Here is an 18,399-nt window from a genome sequence, read left to right on the forward strand (position 1 = left end):
TAGACCACTTTGTCTCCTTCCGTTCGACACGCCAGATCGCGGTTGAGCTCCACAGACCCGGCAGGAAACATCGGTCATTGAACTTGCGGCATTCACCTATTCACCGCCACCACCCCCATCCTTGAAAGTCGAAAATGTCCCTCTTGGTCTCAATTCCATTCCACTCCACCCAATCTTTCCCCGCATGAGGTCAGGATGTCTGAGACTCATCGTGGGCCAGTAAGCGACGCGAGGTTTGTCCCGGATAATAGCACGCTTGTCACTTCCGGAATGGACGGACGAGTGAAAGTCTGGGATCTGAAGACGAAACAAGAGCGCACGTCCTACCGCGCCCTGAATTCCTGGGGATCCGTTGAGTTCGATAAGCGGGCAACCCGACTCGCCGCGGCTGCGGGCGAGGGATTCGTTAGGGTTTTCGACTTCGTGTCTGGACTACAGCTACTGAATTTGAAGACTCCCACCGGGTACTTAGGTAGATTGAGATTTCTGGATAGTGGAAACGTCTTGGTCTGTTCGGGCTACGGCGGCCTTCAGATCTGGCGTGCGCCGTCATGGGAGGAGATCGTGGCCGCCGAAACCTCAGCGGCCAGATGAGCGACAAGGGTCCTTGATCACTCAGCCATGAAAGGTCCACTTAAATTTGGGCGGCTTAACCCAAGCTCTTCAGACCGCCTTGAACAACGCTGAATTTCCAGTCGTTCCAGGGGGAGTTGTTCGAGGATCGGAACCGGTGGGCTTCCCAACCGGCTGTAATGGACAAGAGACCATTCTAACGTTCCCGGACGCTGGGGCAGGGTACAGTCATGTTCCTGCGTCGAAATCGTCGCACTGCAAATGGGCAGACTTACGAATCCTAGACCTTGCTACGCACCGTTCGGTCGTAGCCCTGATCTTCACACCCGCTTTCTCCCAAAGTGAAAGCCGCGACAACAAAGACCGGCGTCACCGCCGCCTCTATGCAGATGGCCGATCGCAAAGGTGGCGGATTGCGGGCACTCCACGGCGGGTTCCTGGGCTAGCAGACGCCCGACTTCGACGAAGATGTCACCCGCAAAACGCTCCACGGCTTGTTTTGTCCAAAATGCCGAGCAGGACGAGCAGATTCGCAGGAACCCCGTGGCTCGCGCCTCGGACCTGCTGCAAAAAGTGTTCGGCGGTGTCGGGCAATATTTTCTCCTTCGATCATGTCCACCTCCAATGATTGTGACAGGCATCCCCCTGGGTTCTGAAACTGAGGACTCTAAACGCACAAAGGAAAGCCGTGGGATGGACGACCATGGAATCCCCGAAGAATGCAGCACGCAGTGAAAAGGGACTGGAAGATGGTGACATTTGTTTCTTTGCAGTCATCCATCCTCGAACTCGTCGCCCCAATTGCAAACTGCTCGGTAAGCCCCGCCTTGGCCGAGGGATATCCTCGGTAAACCCGTTGCCGACATCCAATCCCGAAACGGTCGACAGATCTATTTGTCAACAAGTGAGACTTGGCCTCGTTCTCCCCATCCCGTTCTCTCCATCACCGGTCGGACTTCGCGATGAGATCGCGAAACGTGCTTTCGCGTGGCTTCTCACGGAGGCACGAAGACACGGAGGGGGCTGATCACCCCTGCGCGGTCGGACTTCCTCCGCGGCTCAGGACTCGCCACCGGGCATCGTGATTTTGGGGCAGTGCATCCACAGGTTGTCGGTGATGCGCGCAGCAGCGCCGGGGTGTAGCGTTCACGCCGCTTCAAGGCGTGTCTAAAAAGGGGCATGGCAGGTTCAACGGGCGAGGGTGCTGCCACGGCGAAGGCATTCACCCAGGGCGGTCCAAGGAGCGGGAGGAGATCACCGCGGCAGGTTGGCGTGAGCGGAAGCGCCGTGAACGGCGCGCCCCGACAACCAGCAGATGCACCGGAACTACAGCGGTGCATCCAGAGGATGTCGGTGACCGAGGTGTCGTGGTAATGCAGACAGCCCTGTCTGCTGCAGCGCAGGCTGCCCAGCCTGCGGGGCGTCGATGGGAACCCGGCGCGTGGAGAGCATGGAAGGGCCTCGTTCTTCACCCGCCGGGCCGACTGGCAGTCGGCGATACGGCAGGCTGGGCAGCCTGCGCCACACGACAGACCCCTTCAGGATACACCGATTTTGGGGTCCGCTGCATAAAGCTTGTCGCTTTTTTGTTTCGGGTGGCATAACAGACGGCATGAACACTGGTTCGGGGACACAAGCCCCGCTGACGTCCACGCAATGGCTCATTTGCCTCATTGCCGTGATCGGCTTTGCCTTCGACATTTACGAGCTCCTCATGCTGCCCTTGATCGTGGGGCCCGCGTTGCAGGAACTCTTGGGGGCGGCGCCCGGGTCCGAGTTGTTCAATAGTTGGGTCGGGAAGTTGTTCTATATTCCCGCGATCGCCGGGGGCATTTTCGGCCTGTTGGGGGGCTATTTGACTGATCGTTTGGGACGTCGGCGGGTGTTGACGTGGAGCATCCTGATCTATGCCTTCGCCGCGTTTGCGGCCGGATTCGCCACCAACATTTACTGGCTCCTGATCTGCCGTTGTTTCGTTTTCGTGGGCGTTTGTGTCGAATTCGTCGCCGCCGTGGCGTGGCTGGCGGAGCTCTTTCCGGAGCCTGTGCGCCGCGAAAAGGTGCTGGGGATGACCCAGGCCTTTTCCTCGGTGGGAGGATTGATGGTGGCCGCCGCCAACGGTTTGTGCGTCAAGTATGCGGCGGACTTGCCTGCGGTTCAGCTTCCGGAGTTCGTGAGTTCATTTGGCGCCGTCAAAGAGAGCCACGCCGCCTGGCGATACACGCTCATGTCGGGAATCTTGCCCGCGATTCCTCTGATCCTCATTCGGCCTTTCTTGCCAGAATCCCCGGCTTGGGCCGCGAAGAAAGCCGCGGGAACCTTGAAACGCCCCAGTTTGAGAGCCTTGTTCTCCCCGGCGCTGGCCCGGACGACCGTGGTCACGACCCTGATGTTTGCGCTCGCTTATGGAGCGGCCTTTGGAGCGATCCAGCATGTTCCGCGAATGATCCCTGGGTTGGCGGAAGTCAAAGCCCAAGCGAAGGCGGCCGGCGAGAAAGCCGCCGAGGGTAAACCCCAGGATCAACAGAAACGCTTGGCTGCGATGGCCTCCCGCAAAGTGGAGCAGGCGCTGGCCTCGGAAGTCACCACGATCCAGGAGATTGGAGGATTGGCGGGGCGCTGCCTTCTGGCCGGTCTGGCGCTGGCCATCGTCAGTCGGCGCGTATTGCTGCGTTGCTTTCAAATTCCCGGCCTCATCGTCATGCCGGTCGTTTTTTATTATTGTGCCACCACCAGTTTGGACGCCCTTAAGGTCGGCATTTTCCTCGCTGGGTTGCTGACCGTGGGACAGTTCAGTTTCTGGGGAAACTATTTGCCGCGGGCCTATCCCGTGCATTTGCGAGGCACGGGGGAGAGTTTCGCGGCGAACATTGGCGGAAGGTTGATCGGGACCTCGTTCGCCTGGTTGACCACCACGCTGGCGACGACTCCGGATCTTTCCCAAGCTCCGACCAAACTGGCTCAGACCGCGGCCCTGATTGGATTTGCGGTTTATCTTGGAGGATTCCTGCTTTCCTTTGCGCTGCCGGAACCGCCGGCGGAGGATCATGAATAGACTGGCGGTTTCTTAGCGCTATGATGCATTCCCAACGAACGACTTCTTTTCTGGTGCTGGTGTTTTCCGCCTGTGCGGGGCTCGCGGCGCTGCTGGCCTTGTGGCATGTGCGGCTTGCCGCGAAGATCCAGGTCATGCAGCGGCAAGTGTCCCAGGTCGATCAGAACCGGAACCTCGCGCTCGCCCTGGGCAACGAGGCCTTGGAATACTCCAAACGCCGACCCGACATTCGTCCTATTTTGGAAACGGTGATGCTGAGGAACGTCCCTCGCTCCGGGTCGAACAGCGTGCCGTCCGTAACGTCACCGTCCGTGGTGAAATAGAGGGGAGACCATTTGATGAATCCTGATCCATCCCCTTCATCCGCCGCGAAACCGCCGTCTGCGGACCTTGCCGGAGCAGTTGCGACTTTGCGCGCGTCGTTCCATGTCGTCCTGGTGGTGTTGACCTTGCTCGCGTGCGCTTTGAGCATTTTCCTATTCCGGCAAGTGGCCATGGCGCGACGCCAAGTGGCCGAGGCCTCGGAGTACGTTCTGAATTACCAAAAAAATACGGAACCCGCGATCGCACGATTCGTGGCTCAGCTTCAATCCTACGCGCGCACCAACGCCGAGTTCGCCCCGGTCTTGTCGAAGTACGCTACCCTGACTCCCCAGGGGGGGGCGGGCGGACTTCCGCTGCCTCCAAAGGAGTAACCCCGGACCGCATTGGCGCCATGATTCTGGTCATCGATAACTACGATTCGTTCACCTACAATTTGGTCCAGTATTTGGGTGAAATGAAGGTGGAACTGGTTGTCCATCGAAATGATCAAATCACGCTGGAACAGATCGCGGCGATGAAACCCGAGCGGATCTTGATTTCGCCTGGTCCTTGCTCGCCCAAAGAAGCGGGCATGTCGAACGAGATCATCCGGCGGTTCGGACCGGAGACTCCACTCTTCGGGGTGTGCCTGGGTCATCAATGCATCGGCCATGTTTTTGGCGGCGAGGTGATCGTCAATTACCGGATGATGCATGGGAAGACCTCGCTGATTCGTCACAACGGCCGGGGATTGTTCGAGGGCATTCCCTCTCCGTTCACCGCGACCCGGTATCATTCGCTGGTGATTCGGAGAGAGACTTTGCCGGCCTGTCTGGAGATGACGGCGGAAACTGAGGAAGGCGAGATCATGGGGGTGCAGCATCGCGAGTATCCGATTTGTGGCGTTCAGTTTCATCCGGAGAGCATTTTGACGGAGCATGGCAAGACCATGATCCGCAATTTTCTGAAAATGGGTTGATTTCGAGGGTGGGGAATCAAGCCTGACTGCACATGGAGCTGTGGGGGGGAAGCCACTTGATCCCGTTCAGGAACCGGGAGTTTTAGCATCTGCTCCCACCGCAGCGACCCACCGCCGGGTCTGGGTGCATCCCGTGCCATTGTTTGCTCGGCTTCAGCCGATTCTGACGATCCTTTCAGAGTGGCTCCCGTTGCGGTTTGAGCCGGCTCCGGATTTGTCGGCTTGCGCCGGGGAAGCGGCCATCGTCAGCGAGATTGCGCGCGAGGAGGCGGAACGTTTGGCCAAGACCGGAGCGTGGGTCCTGCTTTTGGAGAGGTCCATTCCTTCGGTGGCGGGTGCAAATGAGATCTCGCCGAGTGCGGCTGCGGGTGCCTCCCGGAACGTCCGGAGAATGCCATGGCGAAGTGGGTGCGCGCTCTAGGCGAAGTCCGGGATCGAATCAGTCCGGTGACTTCGCGATTGCTGGGGGGCCGGAGACGGGTGCGCCTCGAGTAAGCCGAGGTGGTGCTGATGGAGAAATTCGGCGTGCAGGTCGAGGGTCATTCAATTCACCCTACGGGATGAAGAAGCCGCGTCTGAAGAAGCACGTCGAATATCACCGGGATGGCAGTGTCTGGGCGAAGGGAACGATGGCGGGCGACCTTCCAACAGGTTATTGGGAATGGTTTCGATTGGATGGAACCCCGATGCGTTCTGGACACTTTGAACTCGGAGTGCAGACCGGGGAATGGACCACGTACGACAAGCAGGAGAAAGTGTATAAAGTCACTCACATCAAACCCCAAAAAGGAAAATCTGAACGATAGCCCACGTTTCCGTGCATCCCGAAGTTGTCTTTAAAGTGGCGCAGGCTGCCCAGCCTGCCGTATCGCCGACGGCCCGTCGGCCCGGTGGGTGAAGAACGAGGCCCTTCCATGCTCTCCACGCGCCTGGTTCCCTTCGTCGCCCCGCAGGCTGGGCAGCCTGCGAAACAGCAGACAGGGCTGTCTGCGTTACCACGACAACCCGGTCACCGAAAACAGCGAGGAACCTCAGGGCTCCTTCGAGGTGATCGGTTTGGAGGCATCGACGCGAAGCCACGCCACCGCGCCGACGAGGTAAACGCATCCGAAGAGTACGAACGCGGAGTTCCATCCCCATTGGATGGAGATTTTGGCCGCGACCAACGGGCTGAGCATGCCTCCCAGAGCCCCCGCCGAGTTCATCCAACCGCCCAGCGTTCCTGCAAATTTTCCTCCCAAATCGGCGGGAACGGACCACATGGATGGCACCCCGAGATCCTGGCAGGCGAATCCCAAGGCCAGGGCCGCCACGACCAGCATGGGGGAGTCGAGCCATGGGACGGTCCAGGCCAGCAATCCGGCCAGGAACCAGCCCAGCATGGGCATTAAACTGCGGCCCCAGCGCCGGCTCCCAAGCCGCCGGATCAATCCATCGCTGAGCCTCCCTCCCGCCAGGCAGGCGATGCCCCCGCAGAGGAGGGGCAATCCGCTCATCCATTGAGATCCGGCGTAGTCCACTTGAAACTGATCTTTGAGATATTTGGGAAGAAAAGTGATGTAGAAGTAGAAGCAAAAACTCACGCAGAATGAGGCGAGGCAAAGGGCCAGGACATTGATGGAAAGCAAGGCGCGCCAAGGCATGCGAGCCGGGGAGGCATCGTCGTAGATCGTGCCGGATCCTGCGGCGTCGGAGGCGATCCACCGGCGTTCTTCCTCGTTCACCGCGGGTTGATCTTCGGGGCGATCCCGATACCACCACCAGAACCAGGCTGACCAGATTACTCCGACGGCTCCGAGTAGCCAAAAGGCGTTTTGCCATCCCTTTCCCCAAGCCATCAAGACTCCGATCACAGCCGGAGCGATGGCCCCGCCCAGTCGGCTCGAAAACCAAATGAAACTTTGTGCGGTCGCCCTTTCGCGGTAGGGAAACCACCTGCCCAGGGCGCGCGCGATGTTGGGGTAAGCTCCCGCTTCGCCCGCGCCGAAAAGAAACCGGATCACGACCAGGCACATCAGCAGATGTTCCGGGCCCGGCTCCCTGGTGAGCGCGCGGGCCAAGGTTTCCACCCCTCCCGTCAGCCCGGTGAAAATCGACCATCCGATGACGATGCGGACGATGACCGAGCGCGGTCCCCACTTATCTCCCAGCCAGCCCGCGGGCACTTCGAACAACAAATACCCCGCGACGAACGCGGAGAAGACCCAGCTCATTCTTTCGGTCGCCAAGTCCTGGCTCATCTTCGACCGGGCCGAGGGATCGGATTCCACACCCCGGGCTCGCAGGATGGCTTCTTCCTTGGGACCCAATTCGCCGAATCGCAGATCGCGGCTCAGGTCTCCCTGCACGCGCATGATGCAGATGCGATCGAGGTAAGTTAGAAAAGCGAGGGAACACAGGGCGGCCAGGATCAGGAACCGATACCGTGTCGCGCCCTTCTGTCCCGGTTTGTGCATCGGGAATCGGCTTCAACCCACCGAAGTCTGGTTCCAGGGCATCGGCATGGTGGGGGGGCGACGGTGCCGGTCGACGCGAGGATCTTTCGGACGCGGTTGGAACCAGGCTACAAACCGCCCCAGTTGTTTGACCGCTTCCTCGTAAGCAACCCGGCCTTTCTCCGCCGTCGCCAGCCTGGCTTCTCCCAAGACTCCTGATTGCGAATAGCTGCTGGTCCACGAGATCAAAGTGGCCGGGCCGGCGGCAAACAAGTCCACCCAGTTGAAGGGGCTCTGCTCTTCATTGAACGAGATGGCGCCATTATCGATCAGGTCTTTACGCACATCGTCGCCTGACAGGTGGAGATACAGCGACGTTTCCAATTCGCAGGCATGCGCGCAGCCGCCGGGGAATTTGCTCTCCCGCCAAGCGGGCAGGAAATTTGGATCCACCGTGAGCAGGTTCCACCAGGCGGCCAAAATGCATTCCGCGTCCGTTTCCAAATTCGTCCGTCGCGCCACGAGATCCAGGTTGGGCATGTTCGAACCGTGGCCGTTGAGCAGCAGAATCTTTTTGAAACCGTGGTAGGCCAGCGACTTGGTGATATCGAGCACGTGGTGGATGAAATGCTCGAAGTGTTGGTTGATGGTTCCCGGGAAGTCCATGACGTGCCCGGTGTAACCGTAACTCACGGTAGGCAACACCAAGATCTTGTCCGGCCACTGACGCCCAGCTCCTTGCGCGATGCCCGTGGGGCAGACCATGTCCACGTCCAGCGGCAGGTGCGGGCCGTGTTGTTCCACGGCGCCGCAGGGAATGATGCAAACCTTGCCGAGTTCGACCGCGTCGTTGATCTCCGGCCAAGTCAACTTTTCGTAACGATGTTCGAAGCGTGCGCGGCTCATGGAATGGGCGAGGGCAGGGGTTTGATCTTGATATTCTTGAACCAGCAAGGGGCCCCATGGTCCTGCAGGCCGATGAAACCGCTCCCCGAATGATCACGATAGGCGACATCGAACTTGTGAGGGCTTCCGTCCGGACGACGATGCGCCGTTTTGAATTGCGCCAGGTCGGCCTGGGTGACGCGTTCCCCGTTGAGGTTGACCGAGATGGACGATCCGGCGGCGGTGATTTCGACGTGATTCCATTCGCCCGAGGGTTTCATCGCGTTGCGGGCGGGTTTGACCAAATCGTAGAGTGCTCCCGTATCGTGAAATCCCGCGCCGGGCGTGTCATCGAGTGCGATCTCAATGCCATTGAATCCGATGTCCTTGCCTGGACGGGGCGTGAGGGAGGAAGTGCGGATGAAGATTCCGCTGTTGCAGCCCTGGCTCAGTTTGAAGTCCAGGGAGAGGGTGAAGTTCGACCATGCTTGAGTATGCACGAGCATGTAATGCCCGGCGCGGTGGGGATTCAAAGAGCCTTCTTGGACGGGTGTTCTTGGCGCTGACCGGTCGCTGTTCATCCAGCCGGCGTGGCTCTTGCCATCAAACAGGAGCTGCCAGCCCTCACGCCGTTCGACGGGTGTCAGGGCGTTGTCTGGCGCGATCGATTTCACTCGAATATGGCGGTAGCGGACCCATTCCCTGGTGTGGTCGCCGCCCCCATGAACCTGCAAGGCGATCCGCCCTCGCTCGGGATGGCGCAATTCCGTTTCTTTCCACTCCATCATTTTGACTCCATTGATCCAGGTGGTGATCGAGGGAGGGTTCCCCACGATGCGGGCTCGCAGCTCGTTCCATTGTCCGTGCCTCCAGAAGCTTGGCCATGCCGAGGGCAGAACCGGCAATGGAGTGGGAGCGGGGATGGGGACGATTTCCGTGACTTTCTCCAAGAAGGAGAAGTTGCGGACCGAGGGTTTTCCTCCGAGGCCTTCGCCATAGATCCCCATGAGATTGCCGTTTGCGTGGTAATCGATCATGGCCTGCCATGCCTTCCCGTCCTCGGTGCTGCGCAGGAACAGTCCGCTGTCCGGTCCGTAGTCGTTGTTCATTTCCAGGGCGACTTCGAAATCACCGAATTCCTGGTCGGTGAGAATGATGCCGCCGTTGCCGGGGATGTCCTGGGTGCCCGTGATGGCGCCGTCGCGCACCGCCCAGGCGCCGCCAGAGGTGTTTCCGCTGGCGCGGCTGTGCCCGGTTTTGGCGCTGACATGCCAGCCTTTCAGGGTGGAACCGTCGAAGATGGACTCGAAACCGGGTTCGGCGGCGTTCAAGGCGAGGGACAATACGCAAGCGAGGGCGAGGGTGTGGCCGGTCAGGCGACGACGGGGAGAAGGGAATACTTTCATGATTGGAAGGGCCTTTAGGACACGACCTTTTCGGACGCGGCGTCCCATTTCATGGACTTGCCTTGGCGGAAGGATTCGACCGCCATTTTGATGGCAATCATCGTGGAGCAGCCCAACTCGACGTTGCACTGGAGCGTGGCTTTCCCGCGGAGCACGTCGATGAAGTTGCCCGCCAAATCCCGGCGAGGTTTCAAGGGCAGCCGCAACTCTTCCTTGCCCTCGTTGCGCGACTTGAATTCCTCGGCGTAAGGGCCGTTGAATTTCAAGTGGGGTTCACCGCCCAATTCCATGGTGCCGTGTTTGCCATAAATCCGGTCCGGCAGGCCGGAATCGTTGGTGAGAGTGCTGACGAGGAACAGTGACCATTCGGATGGATAATCAGCGGTCATGAGGAAAGTATCCGGAATATCGCGTCCGTCTTTCTCCACGTAAAGGCCGCCGTTGGCGTTGACGCGCGTGGGATACTCACCGTTTGGACCTTTGATGGCGATCAGCAAGGGTGCGAGTTTGTGGTAAAGCAGATCCGTCGCCACGCCGCCGTTGTAGGGCCAATACTTCCGAAAACGAAAGAAATGTTCAGGATTCCAGGGGATTTTCTCCGCCAACCCCCATTCATGGCCGAGCCACATGTTCCAATCGATGAAATCCTCGCCCGGTTGGCCGGGACCCGCCGAGGCATCGATCTTCTGATGATCGTTAAACAGGCAGACTCGGGAATTCCGGTTGTAGCTGCCCTGAGCCCAGGTCACTTTTCCGATTCTTCCGGCCTCCACTGCTTGGCGTGCGACCCAATAGGAATCCTGGGCGGTTCCATTCGGTCCGACTTGCAACACCCGGCGGGTGCGGCGCACGGTGTTGCGGACGGCGAGGGCTTGCTCGACCGTGTGGGTCATCGGCTTCTCCACGTAGACGTCCTTTCCGGACTCCATCGCGTCGATCGAGATTTTGGCGTGCCAATGATCCGGCGTGGCGACGAGCACGGCGTCAATGTCCTGACGTTCGAGGATGCGGCGGTAATCGAGATAACCATCGCCCCCGCAGATTTTTTGGGCCCGGGTCAACCGTCGCCGGTAGACGTCCGCCACCGCCCGCACCTGAATATTCTCCTCCTGACTGCGCTTGACGAGGCCGCCGAGATGTCCGGTGCCCATGCCGCCGACCCCGATGACGGCGAAGCCGATGCGGTCGTTGGCGCCGAGCACACGACCGTCGGCGACCCACGGGAACGAGACGGCCGCCATGGAAGCAGCGGTGGATTGCACGAAACGTCTTCGGGAAATAGTCAGTCCTTTCATAAGTGAATCCTGAGCATTGGCAACGGCCCCGCCGTGTCTGTTCCGAGCATGGAGCCGTAGGGGACACGACCGGGGCGCTTTCAATAGGTACCGCGGAGTCTAGGCATGACACGCATCCTTGCCGAGCGGATTTGGAGAAAAAGTTTGATCTGCCAAGGAAGGGGGAGAGAGGGGGGCGCCAAACACGGCGGGTCAGTTCATGATATTGGTGTTTTGCGTGAGAGGAGCATTCTCGGGGCAGGGCACGCAAGTTGAGAGTGGAATATCCCGGCGCGATGGATCATCCACCTTCGCTCCGAGCTGTGGCGGGAAAGGCGTCCTGAATCGCGGCGACCGGTTCGAGCCGATCTTCCAAGATGACGTGGATCGACAGGGCCGCCTCGCGACCCTCTCCGAGGCCTGCGCCAAGACCGGCTGGCAACTCCACGCCTGGTGTCTCTTGGTCAACCCGTTTTCATCTCTTTGTCGAGACCCTCTGGCCCGATCTCGCCGCCGGCATGAAGCAGCTCTCCGGCGTATTTGCAAGCGCCCGGCAAGGGCCGGACGCGGTCGCGCGTGGAACGTGCGCTGGGCGAGACGGGAATCCTGCGGAACAGGGCGGCGGGTTCGCGGCAAATTAGAATCGCGACGGATCCCCTTGGGAGGAGGCTTTGCTGAAGTTATTGAGCGCGCGCTTTCTTATCCGTGCCCTTTTTCTGGTAGGGGCTGCTGAGATTGAAGTAGATGCCGCAGAGGGGGCGCGTGTGGTCGGTCTGGCTCAGGATGATGGTGACATGGCGGTCCAGCGCGATGCCGTGCCGGAGATTCGGGCCTCGGTTGGCGTACTGGTTGATGGCTTTCTCCATCAGGGACTGCAGGGAAGCCAGGCATGCTTCGGGCGTTTTATCCAGGCACACGACGTACTTGTCATAGGTCGCCATGGCCTTGTCGATGTCCTCTTTGAACATGTCTGGCGTCAGTTCCATACTGTGAAAATTAGAGGGAATTGAGGAGAACTCAAAGGATTATCCGTTTCGTGCGGGATCAGTTTTCATCGCCGTCGCTGGCGCGTTTTTCCCATCGGCGGGCGGCGCGTTCGGGGAGCGAGGAATCGACTTTGGCATAATAGGTGTTCTCTCCGAACGTATCGTCCACCGCTTTTTGCAGTTCCATTGACGGCGAGACGGCGAAGCGTTCGTGGGCTTCGATGAAAACGAGGGCTCCACGATGCAGTCGCACCGCGAGAAAGAGCGGGCAGCGGCCGGGATGGTTTTGGGCGATGCCCAGTGCGTCCTGCAGCCGGCCTCCTTGCAATTGGGCTTCGCTCAGCCTCCAGTGCACCTGGCGCGTGAAGCGGGCGGGAGCCTCGGCCAGAGGGAAGATGTCCTGGGGGAAGATCTTGGCTTTGTCTTCTCCCGTATTCACCTCTCCGACGACCATGATCGCCTGGCCTTGAACGCAAAAGTGCTTCAACTTTTCGCAGTTCTCGTTCATGAGCAGGAGTTGGACGGATCCCTCGAGATCCTCCAGCGTCACCATGGCATAAGGCTTGTTGGTTTTCTTGGAGAAGCCTTGTTGCACGGCACTGACCATGCCGCCCAATCGGGTCATGGACCGGTTTTCCAATTGGGAGAGCGTGGTGGTGGTGGCGAGATTGAAGCGTTTCAGCAGCGGCGCGTAAGGGGTCATCGGGTGGCCCGTGACATAAAAACCGAGCAATTCCTTTTCGGAAGCCAGCAGTTCATGCTGCGGCCATTCCGGAAGTTGGACCGGCTTTTCTCCTCCATGGGGGGAGGGCTCTTCGAGCATGCCGAAGAGAGAACCCTGGCCGCGCGCCCGATCCAGCGCGTCCTGGGTGGCACGCATCAACGTGCGTTCGACGGACGCGAACAGGGAGGCGCGCGTGGCGCCGAACGCATCGCAGGCGCCGGTCTTGATGAGGGCTTCGAGCACCTTGCGATTGACGGACCGTGTTTCCACGCGTTCGCAAAGTTCCTCGAGGGATGAAAATCTTCCGTGTTCTTTCCGCGCCTTGAGGATGGCTTCAACGGCGACTTCGCCCACGCCTTTGATCGCGGCCATGCCGAATCGTATCGATTTGCCACCTGCGGCGGGGGCGAACGCGATGTGGCTTTCGTTGACGTCGGGTCCGAGCACATCGATGCCCATGGCGCGCGCCTCCTCGATATATTGGCCGAGTTTCGCGGTCTCGCTCATGTCGTTCGTCATCATGGCGCACAGGAATTCAACGGGGTAGTTCGCTTTGAGATAGGCCGTCTGGTAGGCCACCATGGCGTAAGCGGCCGCATGGGACTTGTTGAATCCGTAGCCGGCGAACTTTTCCAGCAAATCGAAAATGGCGTTGGCCTTGGCGGCCGGGATGTGGTTGGCGGACGCGCAACCTTTGACGAAGATATCCCGCTGCTTGGCCATTTCCTCGGGCTTTTTCTTGCCCATGGCCCGGCGCAGGAGATCGGCGCCCCCGAGAGTGTATCCGGCCAGCACCTGGGTGGCCTGCATGACCTGTTCCTGATAAATCAACACTCCGTATGTTTCCTTGCTGATGGGCTCGAGCAACGGGTGCTCGTACTCGATGGTGACTTCCCCGTGCCGACGCTTGATGAAATCGGGGATCAGGTCCATGGGGCCCGGCCGGTATAGTGCCACCAGCGCGGTGATGTGTTCGATGGATCCGATCTTGAATTTGCGGCAGAGATCGCGCATGCCTCCGGATTCCAGTTGGAACACGCCCAGCGTGTTGCCCTTGTTCAACAGGTCGTAGGCCGCCTGGTTGTCGAGAGGCAGGTTCTCAATCGGAATGTCCACGCCCTGGGTGCGTTTGACCAGTTCGCAAGTATTGCGAATCACCGTCAGCGTTTTGAGCCCGAGGAAATCCATCTTGAGCAAGCCCAGTTCGCCGACGGGTCCCATCGCGTATTGGGTCACGATGGTGCCATCCTCGTCTTGCTTGAGCGGGAGTAGTTGGGCGAGGGGTTGATCCCCGATGACGACCCCGGCGGCGTGGACCGAGGCGTTGCGGGTCAGGTCTTCGAGGACGAGGGCGGTGTCCACGAGTTCCCGGGTGACCTCTTCGGTGGCATAGGCCGTTTTGAAGTCCGGGGATTGTTCCAACGCCTTTTTGAGCGTCATTTTGAGGTCGTTGGGGACCATTTTAGCCAACCGGTCGCATTCGGAGAAACTGAGCCCCATGACCCGGCCCACGTCTCGGATGACCGATTTTGCGCCCATGGTTCCAAAGGTGATGATCTGGGCGACCGAATCGCGACCGTAGCGCTGGCGGACATATTCGATGACATCCGCTCGACGGTCGTCGGCGAAGTCGATGTCGATGTCCGGAGGATTCACCCGTTCGGGATTGAGGAAACGTTCGAAGAGCAACCCGTAGCGGATGGGATCGACGTTGGAGATTTCGAGCAGGTAGGTGACGATGGATCCGGCGGCCGAGCCCCTTGCCACGCAACTGACGCCGATGCCGCGTCCGTAGCGGACGAAATCACCGACGATCAGAAAGTAGCTGATGAAGCCCGTTTTTTGGATCACCTTAAGCTCCATGGAGAGCCGGTCGAGCACGGCACCGACGGCGGCGGCCACGGCGGGGTGGTCGAGATTTTGCGGGTTTTGCGCCGGGTTCGAGTTCGCAGCGGTCGGCGGGTAGGTGGGGAGTCGTGCGGGATCGTCGAGGCGAACCGGCAGGAAGTCCTCATTTTCGAGCCGGGTGTGAAGGCCGTAGCGCTTGATCAGGCCTTCCCGGAGCAATTCACGGAGGTAACCCTCGCGTGTGTAATGGTCCGGGGGGTGGAACACGGGGTAATGAAGTTTGCCGAATTCAATCTCGACGTTGCATTTCTCGGCGACTTCGAGCGTATTGCGCACCGCTTCCGGCACTTCGTGGAAGAGCGCCTTCATTTCATCGGCGCTGCGGAGGTAGAACTGCTGCTCGACGTACCGCATGCGTTTGGTGTCGGTGAGCAGGGCTTGGGTGCCGATGCAGATCAGGCAGTCATGGGCGTGGGAGTGGCCGCGCTCAACGTAGTGAACGTCATTGCTGGCGACGCATTTGAGTCCGAGCTCGGACGAGAGCGCGAGCAAATGGCGATTCACCTTGGCTTGCTCGGGAATCCCGTGGTTCTGCAATTCGAGGTAGAAGTTCTCGGGCCCCAGCACTTGACGAAACCAGTCGATGGCGGAGCGGGCCTTGGCCAGGTCATCCCGCATCAAAGCCTCGGGGATTTCGCTGGCGAGGCAGCCGGAAAGCGCGATGAGGCCCTCCTTGTGGGCTTCAAGAAGTTCCTTGTCCACGCGGGGTTTGTAGTAGTAGCCCTCGAGATGAGCCGCGGTGGCCAGCTTGATGAGATTGCGATAGCCGGTCTCGTCCTTCGCCAGCAGCACGAGGTGGTGATAGACGTCGCGTCCCCCGCTGGAGCTCTTTTTCTCGAAGCGGCTTCCCGGGGCGACGTAGACTTCGCACCCGAGAATGGGCTTGATGCCTTTGTTGCGCGCGGCTTGATAAAAATCGATGGCACCGTAGAGGACCCCATGGTCGGTGATGGCCAGGGAGCTGAATTTGAGGTCGTGCGCTTTGTCGACCAAGCGGTCCAGGCGGCACGCTCCGTCCAGGAGCGAATACTCGGTATGAAGGTGAAGATGGACGAATTCCGCGTGCGACATGTCCGCGATTAAAATCCCCGGTGCGGGGAGGCGCAAGGAGAACGGTTGGGGTTGAGGGTAACCGCGAGCCTTTGGACCGGTCATGAGGGAAACATTCGGTGGGCAAGTGGGGGGAAGCCTCCGTCCGCCGCAAACCCATTCATGGTTTCTCAGCTTGCAGCATCCGCAGCCCCTCGATTTGGAGTGGGGTCCGATCGATTCATGGTGGCCTGCTTCTTTGTGGGGAGCGGCGCGGCGGCGTTGATTTACGAAGTCGTCTGGCTACAACTCTTGCAGTTGGTCATCGGCCTCACGAGTGTTTCGCTGGGCTTGCTCTTGGGCACTTTCATGGGAGGCATGTGCTTGGGAAGCTTGCTGGTTCCGCGCTGGGTTTCGCCCGGGCATCATCCGTTGAAAGTGTACGCGGCATTGGAGATTGGCATCGCCGTGTCGGGAGTGGCATTGCTTTTTTTTCTGCCCTGGATCACCGGTCTGTACACGTCGATCGGCGGTGCGGGTGCGTCCGGGTTGCTGCTGAGGGCATCGGTGGCAGCGGCCTGTTTGTTGGTGCCATCGTTCTTGATGGGAGCGACCCTTCCCGCAGTGGCGCGTTGGGTGGAATCCACGCGGGACGGGGTGAGCTGGCTTGGTGTGTTTTACGCGGGAAACATCCTCGGAGGTGTGGCCGGCTGCTTGATCGCCGGATTCTACTTGTTGAGAGTTCACGATACGGCGATTGCAACTTATGTGGCGGCGGCATTGAACGGGTTGGTCGCACTCGCCGCGTTGGCGTGGGCGGCGAGCCATTCCGGCAAAAAGACGAACGAGGGGTGCGCCACCACTGTCGATGCTGAATTGGACCCGGTTGAGCCCGGAAATCGAAACAAAGTCTATGCAGTGTTGATTTGTTCCGGCGTCTCCGGGGCGACGGCCTTGGGAGAGGAAGTGGTTTGGACCCGGCTGCTTTCTTTGTTGCTGGGTGGCACGGTCTATACTTTTTCAATCATTCTGGCCGTATTTTTGAGTGGACTAGGCATCGGAAGCACGTTGGGTTCATGGTGGGCGAGGACGCTACGGCGTCCGCACGTGGCGCTTTGGGGTTGCCAGTTGTTGTTGACGGCGGGCATGGCCTGGACCGCCGCGGTGATCGCGCGGTCGTTGCCCTATTGGCCGATCAATCCGACCCTGTCACTGAATCCATGGCACAGTTTTCAGCTCGACGTGGTCCGGTGCATTTGGGCGGTGCTGCCTCCGGCCGTGCTTTGGGGAGCGAGCTTTCCATTAGCCGTGGCGACTCTCTCTCAATGGGGCGCGGGCCGGGCAGTGGGAAACGGGTTCAGCAAAGAGGCAGGGTCCGCGGCGGCGCAATGGGTCAGCCGTCTTTACGCTGCGAACACGCTGGGGGCGCTCCTCGGGTCGTTGGTTTTTTCGCTAGGGTTGACGCCTCGATTCGGGACGCACGTTTCGCAATGCGTGTTGATCGGATTGGCGGGCCTCTCGGCGGCCTGGATTGCTCTGGCTTTCAAGAAAGGGGCAGATGAGGAAAAGGACGCGGAGGCGTGCGGAAGCTCGTTCGTTGGACTCGGTTGGGGTGCCGCTGCGGCAGCGGTGGCCATGGCAGGTTTATTCATCTTCACTGTGGTCACGGCACCCTGGGGCCTTGCTGCCTACGGTCGATTCATGGCGACGTATGGGAAGCGACTTGTTCCAGAGATTGTCAAAGAATCGGATTTGCCGGCTGCGGGGGGCGATGGCGCCGACATTTTTTGTTTGTATCAAGGAGAGGGATTGAACGGCACCGTGGCGGTGACTCAATGGTCCTCGGGCGTTCGGAATTTCCATTCGGCCGGCAAGGTGCAGGCTTCGAATGATCCCAGGGACATGCGATTGCAAAGGATGCTTGGGCATTTGTCGGCGCTGATGCATGAGAAGCCCGAGTCGGCTCTGGTGGTTGCGTGTGGCGCGGGGGTGACCGCGGGGGCGTTCGTGCCCCATCCGGACATGAAGCGCATCGTGATTTGCGACATCGAACCCTTGGTGCCGCGTGTGGTTGCGCCCATGTTCGAAGGAGAGAATCACGGGGTTTTGAAGGATGCTCGCACGCAGGTGTTCTTGGACGACGGGCGGCATTTTGTCCGCACAACCAAGGAGAAATTCGACATCATCACCTCGGACCCGATCGATCCGTGGGTGAAGGGGTGTGCCGCCTTGAACACGGTTGAATATTTCGAGATGTGCAAGGCGCGCTTGAAGCCGGGCGGAGTGATGAGCTTGTGGATCCCGCTTTACGAAAGCGATTTGGTCACGGTGAAAAGCTCCATCTCGACTTTTTTCAAAGTGTTTCCGCACGGCGTGATTTGGGCCAATGACACGGAGGAAGGAGGCTACGATGCGGTTCTGCTGGGCACGGCGGAGCCCATGAAGATTGACGTGGGAGCTTTGCGAAGCCGGTTGGACCGGCCTGATCATGCCGCGGTGAAGGCCTCACTGGCCGAAGGTGGTTTTCCGTCGGTGATCCACTTACTCGGCACCTATGCCGGACGCGCTTCGGATCTCGGAGAACGGATGAAGGATGCGGAAATCAACACGGATCGCAATTTGCGGCTTCAGTATCTGGCGGGGTGGTCGTTCAACCACTTTGTGGGGGCCAGGATCATGAATGACATGACCCGGCATCGGAAGTTTCCGCGGGAGCTTTTCGTGGGCAGTGAGTCAGAATTGAGGGTGCTCAAGTCACTGTTTCCGAGTGCGGTGGCTGAACCTTGACTCTCGGCAGCCCGTGACGCGAGCGTGGTCCCGGTTTGAGCACTTGTCGTTGGTT

Annotated in this window: 13 protein-coding genes; 7 read left to right on the forward strand and 6 right to left on the reverse strand. The window is 59.7% G+C overall.

Going from position 1 to position 18,399, the window contains the following annotated elements; translation table 11 throughout:
• Nucleotides 1–195: 195 nt before the first annotated feature.
• The 6 genes from FJ404_13310 (at nucleotide 196) to FJ404_13335 (ending at nucleotide 5,716) form a co-directional block, all read left to right on the forward strand.
• Complete coding sequence (locus tag FJ404_13310; protein MBM3823839.1) at nucleotides 196–594, forward strand: hypothetical protein; 399 nt, start codon at nucleotides 196–198, stop codon at nucleotides 592–594.
• 1,591 nt (nucleotides 595–2,185) lie between these two features.
• Entirely contained in the window at nucleotides 2,186–3,628 is a 1,443-nt protein-coding gene (locus FJ404_13315) for an MFS transporter (protein MBM3823840.1), read from the forward strand.
• A gap of 20 nt (nucleotides 3,629–3,648) precedes the next feature.
• A complete protein-coding gene (locus FJ404_13320) occupies nucleotides 3,649–3,951 on the forward strand; it encodes a hypothetical protein (GenBank protein ID MBM3823841.1) in 303 nt (100 codons plus the stop codon).
• Between the two features lie 15 nt (nucleotides 3,952–3,966).
• Nucleotides 3,967–4,323, forward strand: coding sequence for a hypothetical protein (locus FJ404_13325; protein MBM3823842.1), 357 nt, complete (start codon nucleotides 3,967–3,969; stop codon nucleotides 4,321–4,323).
• 20 nt (nucleotides 4,324–4,343) lie between these two features.
• Complete coding sequence (locus FJ404_13330; protein ID MBM3823843.1) at nucleotides 4,344–4,910, forward strand: aminodeoxychorismate/anthranilate synthase component II; 567 nt, start codon at nucleotides 4,344–4,346, stop codon at nucleotides 4,908–4,910.
• 560 nt (nucleotides 4,911–5,470) lie between these two features.
• Nucleotides 5,471–5,716, forward strand: a complete 246-nt coding sequence (locus FJ404_13335) for a hypothetical protein (protein MBM3823844.1) — start codon at nucleotides 5,471–5,473, stop codon at nucleotides 5,714–5,716.
• 225 nt (nucleotides 5,717–5,941) lie between these two features.
• Here FJ404_13335 and FJ404_13340 read toward each other — a convergent pair whose 3' ends face one another.
• The 6 genes from FJ404_13340 to FJ404_13365 all read right to left on the reverse strand — a co-directional run bounded on the left by FJ404_13340 (nucleotide 5,942) and on the right by FJ404_13365 (nucleotide 15,683).
• A complete protein-coding gene (locus FJ404_13340; protein MBM3823845.1) occupies nucleotides 5,942–7,366 on the reverse strand; it encodes an MFS transporter in 1,425 nt (474 codons plus the stop codon).
• A gap of 12 nt (nucleotides 7,367–7,378) precedes the next feature.
• Nucleotides 7,379–8,251 (reverse strand): creatininase family protein, encoded by an 873-nt coding sequence (locus tag FJ404_13345; protein MBM3823846.1) that lies wholly within the window; start codon nucleotides 8,249–8,251, stop codon nucleotides 7,379–7,381.
• Nucleotides 8,248–9,636 carry a DUF1080 domain-containing protein gene (locus FJ404_13350; protein MBM3823847.1) on the reverse strand — a complete coding sequence of 463 codons (1,389 nt, stop codon included), beginning with the start codon at nucleotides 9,634–9,636 and terminating at the stop codon, nucleotides 8,248–8,250. The genes FJ404_13345 and FJ404_13350 overlap by 4 nt, the downstream gene beginning before the upstream one ends.
• A gap of 14 nt (nucleotides 9,637–9,650) precedes the next feature.
• A complete protein-coding gene (locus tag FJ404_13355; protein MBM3823848.1) occupies nucleotides 9,651–10,931 on the reverse strand; it encodes a Gfo/Idh/MocA family oxidoreductase in 1,281 nt (426 codons plus the stop codon).
• A 659-nt stretch (nucleotides 10,932–11,590) separates the two neighbouring features.
• Nucleotides 11,591–11,896 (reverse strand): hypothetical protein, encoded by a 306-nt coding sequence (locus FJ404_13360; protein MBM3823849.1) that lies wholly within the window; start codon nucleotides 11,894–11,896, stop codon nucleotides 11,591–11,593.
• Between the two features lie 58 nt (nucleotides 11,897–11,954).
• Nucleotides 11,955–15,683: a DNA polymerase III subunit alpha gene (locus FJ404_13365; GenBank protein ID MBM3823850.1), complete on the reverse strand. Its 3,729-nt coding sequence runs from the start codon at nucleotides 15,681–15,683 to the stop codon at nucleotides 11,955–11,957.
• A 57-nt stretch (nucleotides 15,684–15,740) separates the two neighbouring features.
• Here FJ404_13365 and FJ404_13370 point away from each other — a divergent pair, with 57 nt between their 5' ends.
• Entirely contained in the window at nucleotides 15,741–18,344 is a 2,604-nt protein-coding gene (locus tag FJ404_13370) for an SAM-dependent methyltransferase (GenBank protein MBM3823851.1), read from the forward strand.
• Nucleotides 18,345–18,399 lie beyond the last annotated feature (55 nt).

The sequence above is a fragment of the Verrucomicrobiota bacterium genome (assembly GCA_016871495.1).
Taxonomy (GTDB): Bacteria; Verrucomicrobiota; Verrucomicrobiia; order Limisphaerales; family VHDF01; genus VHDF01.